The organism is Streptomyces marinisediminis, from assembly GCF_026262575.1.
GTDB lineage: Bacteria > Actinomycetota > Actinomycetes > Streptomycetales > Streptomycetaceae > Streptomyces > Streptomyces marinisediminis.
This window is the reverse complement of sequence record NZ_JAPKFL010000055.1, coordinates 1-7,247: the sequence shown is the minus strand read 5'-3', so window position 1 is coordinate 7,247 and position 7,247 is coordinate 1. Positions and strand designations below refer to the sequence as shown.

The window sequence follows — 7,247 nt, the reverse complement described above, 5'->3', positions numbered from 1 at the left end:
ACCCCCGACCCGGACCCCGAGCCGGAGCCGGAGCCCGAGCCGCCCGCCAACGTCTTCACCAACTCCACCGACGTCACCATCCCGGACAACAACACCTGGGCGACGTCGCGGATCTCGGTGACCGGCCGCAGCGGTGCCGCACCGGCGGACCTCAAGATCTCCGTGGACATCAAGCACACCTACCGCGGCGACGTGGTCCTGGAGATCGTGGCCCCGAACGGCGCCTCGGCCCGGCTCAAGAGCGCCGACTACTACGACGGCGCCGACAACCTGGTCGCCACGTACACCATCAACGCCTCCTCGGTGGCCGCGAACGGCACGTGGACCCTGCGGATGGCCGACGCCTACCGCGGTGACACCGGTTACCTCGACTCCTGGAGCCTGACCTTCTGACGGTCACCGCTCCGGGTCACACCAGGGCCTGCCGACGCCGAGGGGGCGTCGGCAGGCCCTGTCCACGCCCGGCCCCGGGCCGGCCTCGCCCGCGTCGCGCGGACGACCCCGCCACCGGGACGGGGAGGCTCCGGCGGCCGGGTCGCCCCGCCGCGGGCGCCCCCGGTAGCGTGGCGGCGTGGTGGAACGGCGCGTGACGGTCGTCGGCGAGGTGCTCGTCGACCTGCTCTGGCGTGCCGGCGCGCCGCACCTCACCCCGCACCCCGGCGGCAGCCCGGCCAACGTCGCCGTGGGCCTGCACCGGCTCGGTCGCCCCGTCACCCTCGTCACCGCCTGGGGGGACGACCCGCCCGGCGAACTCGTCGCCGCCCACCTGCGCCGCACCGGGCTCGACGTGCGCCGGGCACCCTCCGCCTCCGGCCGCACCACTGTCGCCCTCGCCCACCTGGACCGCGCGGGCTCGGCCAGCTACGACTTCATCGCCGCCTGGGACCCCGTGAAGCTGCCCGTCCCGCCCGGCACCGCCGTCCTGCACACCGGGTCGCTGGCCGCCGTCGTCGCGCCGGGCGCCGAGCGCGTGCTGGAGGTCTGCCGCCACCTGCACGGCACACCGGGCCGCACCGTCGTCGCCGACCTCAACGTGCGCCCCGGCGCGCAGCCCGACCGCACCGCCTACCGCGAGGCGTGCCTGCGGCTGGCCGCCGTCACCGACGTGCTCAAGGCCAGCGAGGAGGACCTGGGCTGGCTCTACCCCGGCGTGCGCGTCGAGGAGGCCGCGCGGACCCTGCTGCGCGCCGGGCCCCGGCTCGTCGTCGTCACCCGCGGCGCGGACGGCGCCCTCGCGCTGACGGCGGAGCGGCGCGTGCGGGTGGCCGCGCCCCGGGTGGAGGTCGTCGACACCGTCGGCGCGGGGGACGCCTTCCAGGCCGCGCTGCTGGACGCCGTGGCCGAGGACCCCGCCGGGCTCACGGCCCGCCTGGACGCCGTGCTCGGACGCTGCGCGGTCGCCGCCGCGCTCGCCTGCACCCGGGCGGGCGCCGACCCGCCCACGGCCGCCGAGGTGACCGCCCGCACCGGCTGAGCGGCCCCCGGGAGGGCGAGGGCGTCCCCCGCGCCCGTCCGCGCGTGGTTCAAAAGCGCCAGCGCGTCTGCCCGAACCGCTCGCCCTTGGCGAAGCCGAAGGCGCGCGTGGGCACCACGGCGAACGCCACCGCCGGCTCCCCCACCCCGCCGGGCGGCACCAGGCGGCCGTCGCGCACCGCGAACGCCCACCGCGGGCCGTACTTCGCCGCGTACTCCCGCGCCAGCCGCCCGAGCCGCGCCTCGTCGGCCACCCGCACCGCCTCCCCCTCGACGACGAGGTCCTCGCCGTCGTCCAGGGTGCCGTTGCCGGTGGTGACCACGCAGTGGGCGTCGCGCTCCAGGTTGCGCGCCTTCTGCTCGCCCGGGCCGGTGCAGAAGTGCAGCGTCTCGTCCACCGACACGCCAATGAGCGGCGTCACGTGCGGGCGGCCGTCGGCGCGCACCGTCGTGAGCCAGTACACCTCGGCCGCGGCCAGCCGCTCGGCCGCCACCGGCCACGGGGTGGGCCGCGCGGCGCCGTCGCTGAAGCGGGCGTCCAGCTCCGCCACGGGCTTCCTGCCTGCCGTCGTGCTCGTCATCTCGGGCTCCCTCGGTTCCGGTCCTGCCAGGGGCAGACGGCCCGGGCGCCCGGAACTCACCGCACGCCGGGGCCGCTCAGTCCCCGCCCGGCTTCATGCCGAGCGGGACGCCGATCTCGGCCGCCATCACGGCGCCGGCCGCGCGCTCCAGCTCGCCGTCGTCGCCCTCCGCCCCCGAGTCGGTGTCCAGCCCGTCCAGCTCGCCCAGCGGGGTGTCCAGCCGCACGTGCGCCACCAGCGACTGGAGGGCGCGCAGCGCGGCCGAGGCCGTCGTCCCCCAGTTGGACAGGTAGGAGAACTGCCACCACCACAGCGCCTCCGACGTGCGGCCGGCGCGGTAGTGCGCCATGCCGTGCCGCAGGTCGGTGATGACGTCGGCCATGTCGTCGGAGATGCGGCACGCGACGGGCGCCTCGCGCGGCACGTAGGGGTCGAAGACCTCGGAGTAGACGTCCACCGGGTCCAGCAGGCGGGCCAGCCGCTCGCGCAGCTCGTCCACGTCGTCCGGCTCCGGGCCCGTGTCCGGCTCGTACCGCTCGTCGGGCACGATGTCCTCGTGCGCCCCCAGCCGCCCGCCCGCGAGCAGGAGCTGGGAGACCTCCAGCAGCAGGTACGGCACCGCGCTGGCCGGCTCGTCGCCCTTGGCCACCTCGGTGACGGCGAGGATGAAGCTCTCCACCTGGTCGGCGATCTGGACCGCGAAGTCGTCCGGGTCGGCCGCGTCGCTCAGCCGGGACGCCGTCGGCCGGTGGTCGGGGACCGGCGCGCCACGGGTGAGCGCGCCGCGGGCCTGACCGGTGCCGGCCTGCGTGGTGTCAGACATCGAGCAACCTTCTCCCCTCGAAGGCCCGCCCCAGCGTGACCTCATCGGCGTACTCCAAGTCTCCCCCGACCGGGAGGCCGCTGGCCAGCCGTGTGACCTTCAAACCCATCGAGGAGACCATCCGCGCCAGGTACGTCGCGGTGGCCTCGCCCTCCAGGTTCGGGTCCGTGGCCAGGATCAGCTCGGTGACCGCGCCGTCCGCGAGGCGCGCCAGCAGCTCCCGGATGCGCAGGTCGTCCGGGCCCACGCCCTCGATCGGGCTGATCGCGCCGCCGAGCACGTGGTAGCGGCCGCGGAACTCCCGCGTCCGCTCGATGGCCACCACGTCTTTCGGCTCCTCCACCACGCAGATGACCGACGGGTCCCGGCGCGGGTCCCGGCAGACGCGGCACAGCTCCTCCTCGGCGACGTTCCCGCACACCTCGCAGAACCGCACCTTCGCCTTGACCTCCGTCAGCGCCTGCGCCAGCCGCCGCACGTCGGCGGGCTCGGCCTGCAAAACGTGGAAGGCGATCCGCTGGGCACTCTTCGGACCGACGCCGGGCAGCCGGCCCAACTCGTCGATGAGGTCCTGGACGACGCCCTCGTACACCGCGGCTCCCCGTGGCCGCTCAGAAGGGCAGCCCGGGCGTGCCGCCGCCCAGGCCCTGAGCGAGCGGGCCGAGCTTGGCCTGCTGGAGCTGCTGCGCGGTGGCGTTCGCGTCCCGCACGGCGGCGAGCACGAGATCGGCCAGCGTCTCGGTGTCCTCCGGGTCCACCGCCTTGGGGTCGATGACCAGGCCCTTCAGTTCGCCCGCGCCCGTCACCGTCGCCCTGACCAGGCCGCCGCCCGCCGACCCCTCGACCGGGGTCTCGGCCAGCTCCTGCTGCGCCTCGGCGAGTTCCTGCTGCATCTTCTGGGCCTGCTGCAGCAACTGCTGCATGTCGGCTCCTCCACCACCACCGGGAAACACGGGCTCGCTCCTTCTCGCCTGCTCGCTTGCGCTGCTCGTGGGTCGCGCTGCTCGTGTGCCGAGCCTACGTGCTCCGCGGGCCTCCCGTCCGGCTCAGAGGTGCTCGATCTCCTCGACGACGGTGGCGCCCAGCTCGCGCACGATCAGGTCGTGCCCGGACAGCGCGCTCTCGTCCAGGTCCGGGTCGTCGTCCTCGGGCACGTCGTCCTCGACGGAGACCGGCGGGGGCGGGGCCGGCGCCGGGGGCTCGGGCGCCGCCTGCTCCCGGGGCGCCGGGGCCGCGGGCGGCGGGGGCGACGGCGGAGCGGGCCGCGCGGGCTCCGGGGCGGGCGCCTGCGGCTGCGGCGCGGGCGGGCTGTGGGCGGGGCCGGGCGGGGCCGGGGGCGCGGGGCGGCCGGGCGGGCCGGAGGGCCCGGGGGCCGCGCCGCCGCCCCCGCCCGCGTCGACCACCGACTCGATCTTCCACTGCACGCCGAACCGCTCGCCCAGCACCGCGCGCAGCACGTCCTCGCTGCCCCCGCCGACGAAGCTGTCCCGCGCGCCGACGTTGGGGAAGGCCAACCGCAGCGTCGTCCCGTCGAACCCGCTGACCTGGGCGTTCTGGCTGAGCAGGATCCACGTGAAACGTCGCTTGCTCTTGACGGCGTCCAGCACGTCCGGCCACATCTGCCGCACCTGCGCCACGTCCCCGCCGCCGGGCTGCGGGGCGCCGGACTGCGGGGCGCCGGGGCCCGGGTGCTGCTGCGGCGGGGGCGCGGCCGGGGCGCCGGGGGCGTGCGTCGGTCCGGTCCCGTGCCCCGGACCGGCTCCGGGCCCCTGCCCGGTGGGGGCCTGGCCGGGCGACGCCGTGGGCCAGGCACCTGGCCTGCGGCCACCCTGTCCGGCGCCGCCCTCGGCACCGGGCTCGGCCGGTGGCGGGGCGGGCGCCTGCGAGGCGGGCGCCTGCGACGCGGGCGCCGGGGCGGGGGCCGGCGGGCCCTGGGCGGGGCCTCCCACTCCGCCGGGCGCAGGCCCGCCCCCCGCGGAAGCGCCCCCCGCCGCGGGGGCACCACCCGCCCGGCCGACCGGCGGGCCGGCGCTTGGCGGACCCCCGGCCGGAGCGCCGCTCACCGGCCCCCCCGCCGGGGGGCCACCCGCCAGGGAGCCGCCCACCGGATGACCGCCCGCCGCCTGACCGCCCGCCGGAGCGCCGACGCCGCGCTCCAGCCGGTCCAGCCGGGCCTGCACGGAGCGCTCGTCCGCGTACGCGGCGGGCAGCAGCACGCGCGCACAGATCAACTCGAGCTGCAACCGGGGCGACGTCGCCCCCCGCATCTCCGTCAACCCGGTGTTGACCAGGTCGGCCGCCCGGCTCAGCTCGGCGGCCCCGAACACCTCCGCCTGGGCACGCATCCGCTCCAGGACGTCGGCCGGCGCCTCGATGAGCCCGGTGTCCAGCGCGTCCGGCACCGCGGCGAGGATCACCAGGTCCCGCAGCCGCTCCAGCAGGTCCGTCACGAACCGCCGCGGATCGTGGCCGCCCTCGATGACGCGCTCGACCACCCCGAACACGGCGCCGCCGTCCCCCGCCGCGAAGGCGTCCACCACCTCGTCGAGCAGCGCGGAGTCGGTGTAGCCGAGCAGGGCGGTGGCCATGGCGTACGTCACGCCGTCCTCGCCCGCCCCGGCCAGGAGCTGGTCCATCACGGACATCGAGTCACGCACGGACCCGGCGCCGGCCCGCACCACCAGCGGCAGTACGGCCTCGTTGACCGCGATGTCCTCCCGCCCGCACACGTCGGCCAGGTAGTCGCGCAGGGTGCCCGGCGGCACCAGCCGGAACGGGTAGTGGTGCGTCCGCGACCGCACCGTGCCGATGACCTTCTCCGGCTCCGTCGTCGCGAAGATGAACTTCAGGTGCTCCGGCGGCTCCTCGACCACTTTCAGCAGGGCGTTGAAACCCTGCGTGGTCACCATGTGGGCCTCGTCGACGATGTAGATCTTGTACCGGCTCGCCGCCGGGCCGAAGAACGCCTTCTCGCGCAGCTCGCGCGCGTCGTCCACGCCTCCGTGCGACGCGGCGTCGATCTCGATCACGTCGATCGACCCGGGGCCGCCCCGCGCGAGGTCCAGGCAGGAGCGGCACTGACCGCACGGCGTCGGCGTCGGACCCCGCTCGCAGTTCAGGCACCGCGCCAGGATCCGCGCGCTGGTCGTCTTGCCGCACCCGCGCGGCCCACTGAACAGGTAGGCGTGGTTGACCCGGTTGTTCCGCAGCGCCTGCTGCAACGGGTCGGTCACGTGCTCCTGCCCGATGACCTCGGCGAAGGTCTCGGGACGGTAGCGGCGGTACAGCGCGAGGGATGACACGCCTACGACGGTATCGGAGCCCACCGACAGGTGAGCCGCCCCACGAACGTCAACGCCCCCCACGCACCCGCCAGAGCCAACCTACCCTTGCTGCCTTCCGGCCCTGGGGGAGTTCAGTCAGATAGCGCCACGTGAGGGGCTGCGCCCACCCTACCCGATCCCCCGACCCCCGATCGAGTTCGCCACCACCCCCCTTCGTCTTGTAAAGTCTCCGGCGGAGGATTCGCCTAGAGGCCTAGGGCGCACGCTTGGAAAGCGTGTTGGGGGCAACCCCTCACGAGTTCGAATCTCGTATCCTCCGCACCCGCCCACCAGGGCAGACGCAAGGCCCCGACCGGTCACGGTCGGGGCCTTCGTCGTTCCCTGGTCTCAGTTCTGGTCTCATTCGCGGTGATCGGATCGGCACGGACGTGGGCGGACAGCGCCCGCCGCGCCTGCCGAGCGACGCGTCCCCGTGCCGTGCTCCGGGCCTCCGTCCTCCCCTAATCCGGCGGCCCCATCGATCACGGGCCTTGCTCCGGTTGCTCGCGCTGCTGGGTCTGCCACCAGAAGCGCGGGACCTGACCACCCCGTAACGGGGCTCGGCCGGATACCCCTCGAATGGAGCACAGGCACCTGGTCAGCCCATGGGTAGGCCCTGTCTGGCTTTACAGCGATAGGGAGGAAAACGATCATGCCCACCAACGACATTGGCCTCGACGCGCTCCCGCCGGACACCCTCGTCGTTGAGAACGGCCAGGTCACCCCAGTCGGGAAACAGGTCATCGCGAAGGTGGCCGGGGACCTGGTCACCGCCTGCCGACAGGCTGGCGCCCCGCAGGTCGTGCTCAGAGAGCTTCCGGAACTCATCGCCAAGCACACGGCGGAGATCGCCGGCCGACGCAGCCACGCCGAGTCCAATCCGTTGCGCACGCTCCTCACCAGCCTTGTCGAGCCCAAGTGTCTGGCGCGACGCCCCGGCCGCGATCCGCTGACTGGCGACCGTACAGACGGCCAGCCGGACACCGGCGACATCAGGCTCGATCGCCTGCCGTGTACCCGGCAGCACGGCCACAGCGACAACCACAG

8 protein-coding genes, 1 tRNA gene and 1 other RNA gene are annotated in these 7,247 nt (G+C 75.2%); 4 read left to right on the top strand and 6 right to left on the bottom strand.

Annotated features, from left to right (window positions below):
* Positions 1-393 (top strand): proprotein convertase P-domain-containing protein (locus OSB71_RS23850; RefSeq protein WP_265950880.1); only part of this gene is annotated, 393 nt, incomplete at its 5' end.
* A gap of 178 nt (positions 394-571) precedes the next feature.
* Positions 572-1,474 carry a carbohydrate kinase family protein gene (locus OSB71_RS23845; protein ID WP_265950879.1) on the top strand — a complete coding sequence of 301 codons (903 nt, stop codon included), beginning with the start codon at positions 572-574 and terminating at the stop codon, positions 1,472-1,474.
* Between the two features lie 49 nt (positions 1,475-1,523).
* Here OSB71_RS23845 and OSB71_RS23840 read toward each other — a convergent pair whose 3' ends face one another.
* The 6 genes from OSB71_RS23840 to ffs form a co-directional block, all read right to left on the bottom strand.
* Entirely contained in the window at positions 1,524-2,054 is a 531-nt protein-coding gene (locus OSB71_RS23840; protein ID WP_265950878.1) for a pyridoxamine 5'-phosphate oxidase family protein, read from the bottom strand.
* Between the two features lie 76 nt (positions 2,055-2,130).
* The gene (locus OSB71_RS23835) at positions 2,131-2,877 is read right to left on the bottom strand and encodes a DUF5063 domain-containing protein (protein ID WP_265950877.1); all 747 of its coding nucleotides are present in this window, start codon (positions 2,875-2,877) and stop codon (positions 2,131-2,133) included.
* The gene (gene recR, locus OSB71_RS23830) at positions 2,870-3,469 is read right to left on the bottom strand and encodes a recombination mediator RecR (RefSeq protein WP_265950876.1); all 600 of its coding nucleotides are present in this window, start codon (positions 3,467-3,469) and stop codon (positions 2,870-2,872) included. Before recR ends, OSB71_RS23835 begins: the two co-directional genes overlap by 8 nt.
* Before the next feature lie 19 nt (positions 3,470-3,488).
* On the bottom strand, positions 3,489-3,800 hold the full coding sequence (locus OSB71_RS23825; RefSeq protein WP_265950875.1) for a YbaB/EbfC family nucleoid-associated protein: 312 nt from the start codon (positions 3,798-3,800) through the stop codon (positions 3,489-3,491).
* A gap of 123 nt (positions 3,801-3,923) precedes the next feature.
* On the bottom strand, positions 3,924-6,179 hold the full coding sequence (locus OSB71_RS23820) for a DNA polymerase III subunit gamma and tau (RefSeq protein ID WP_265950874.1): 2,256 nt from the start codon (positions 6,177-6,179) through the stop codon (positions 3,924-3,926).
* Positions 6,180-6,224: 45 nt separating this feature from the next.
* An RNA gene (ffs, locus tag OSB71_RS23815) (signal recognition particle sRNA small type) lies at positions 6,225-6,323 on the bottom strand.
* 72 nt (positions 6,324-6,395) lie between these two features.
* Here ffs and OSB71_RS23810 point away from each other — a divergent pair.
* A tRNA-Ser gene (locus tag OSB71_RS23810) sits at positions 6,396-6,480 on the top strand.
* Positions 6,481-6,852: 372 nt separating this feature from the next.
* Positions 6,853-7,247, top strand: a 395-nt coding sequence (locus tag OSB71_RS23805; protein ID WP_265950873.1) for a hypothetical protein, incomplete at its 3' end; no start/stop codon positions are given.

Bases quoted from the DNA above. Each gene is read 5' to 3' on its own strand.
- OSB71_RS23825 (WP_265950875.1), bottom strand. From the start codon at position 3,800: ATGCAGCAGTTGCTGCAGCAGGCCCAGAAGATGCAGCAGGAACTCGCC.
- OSB71_RS23835 (WP_265950877.1), bottom strand. From the start codon at position 2,877: ATGTCTGACACCACGCAGGCCGGCACCGGTCAGGCCCGCGGCGCGCTC.
- OSB71_RS23840 (WP_265950878.1), bottom strand. From the start codon at position 2,054: ATGACGAGCACGACGGCAGGCAGGAAGCCCGTGGCGGAGCTGGACGCC.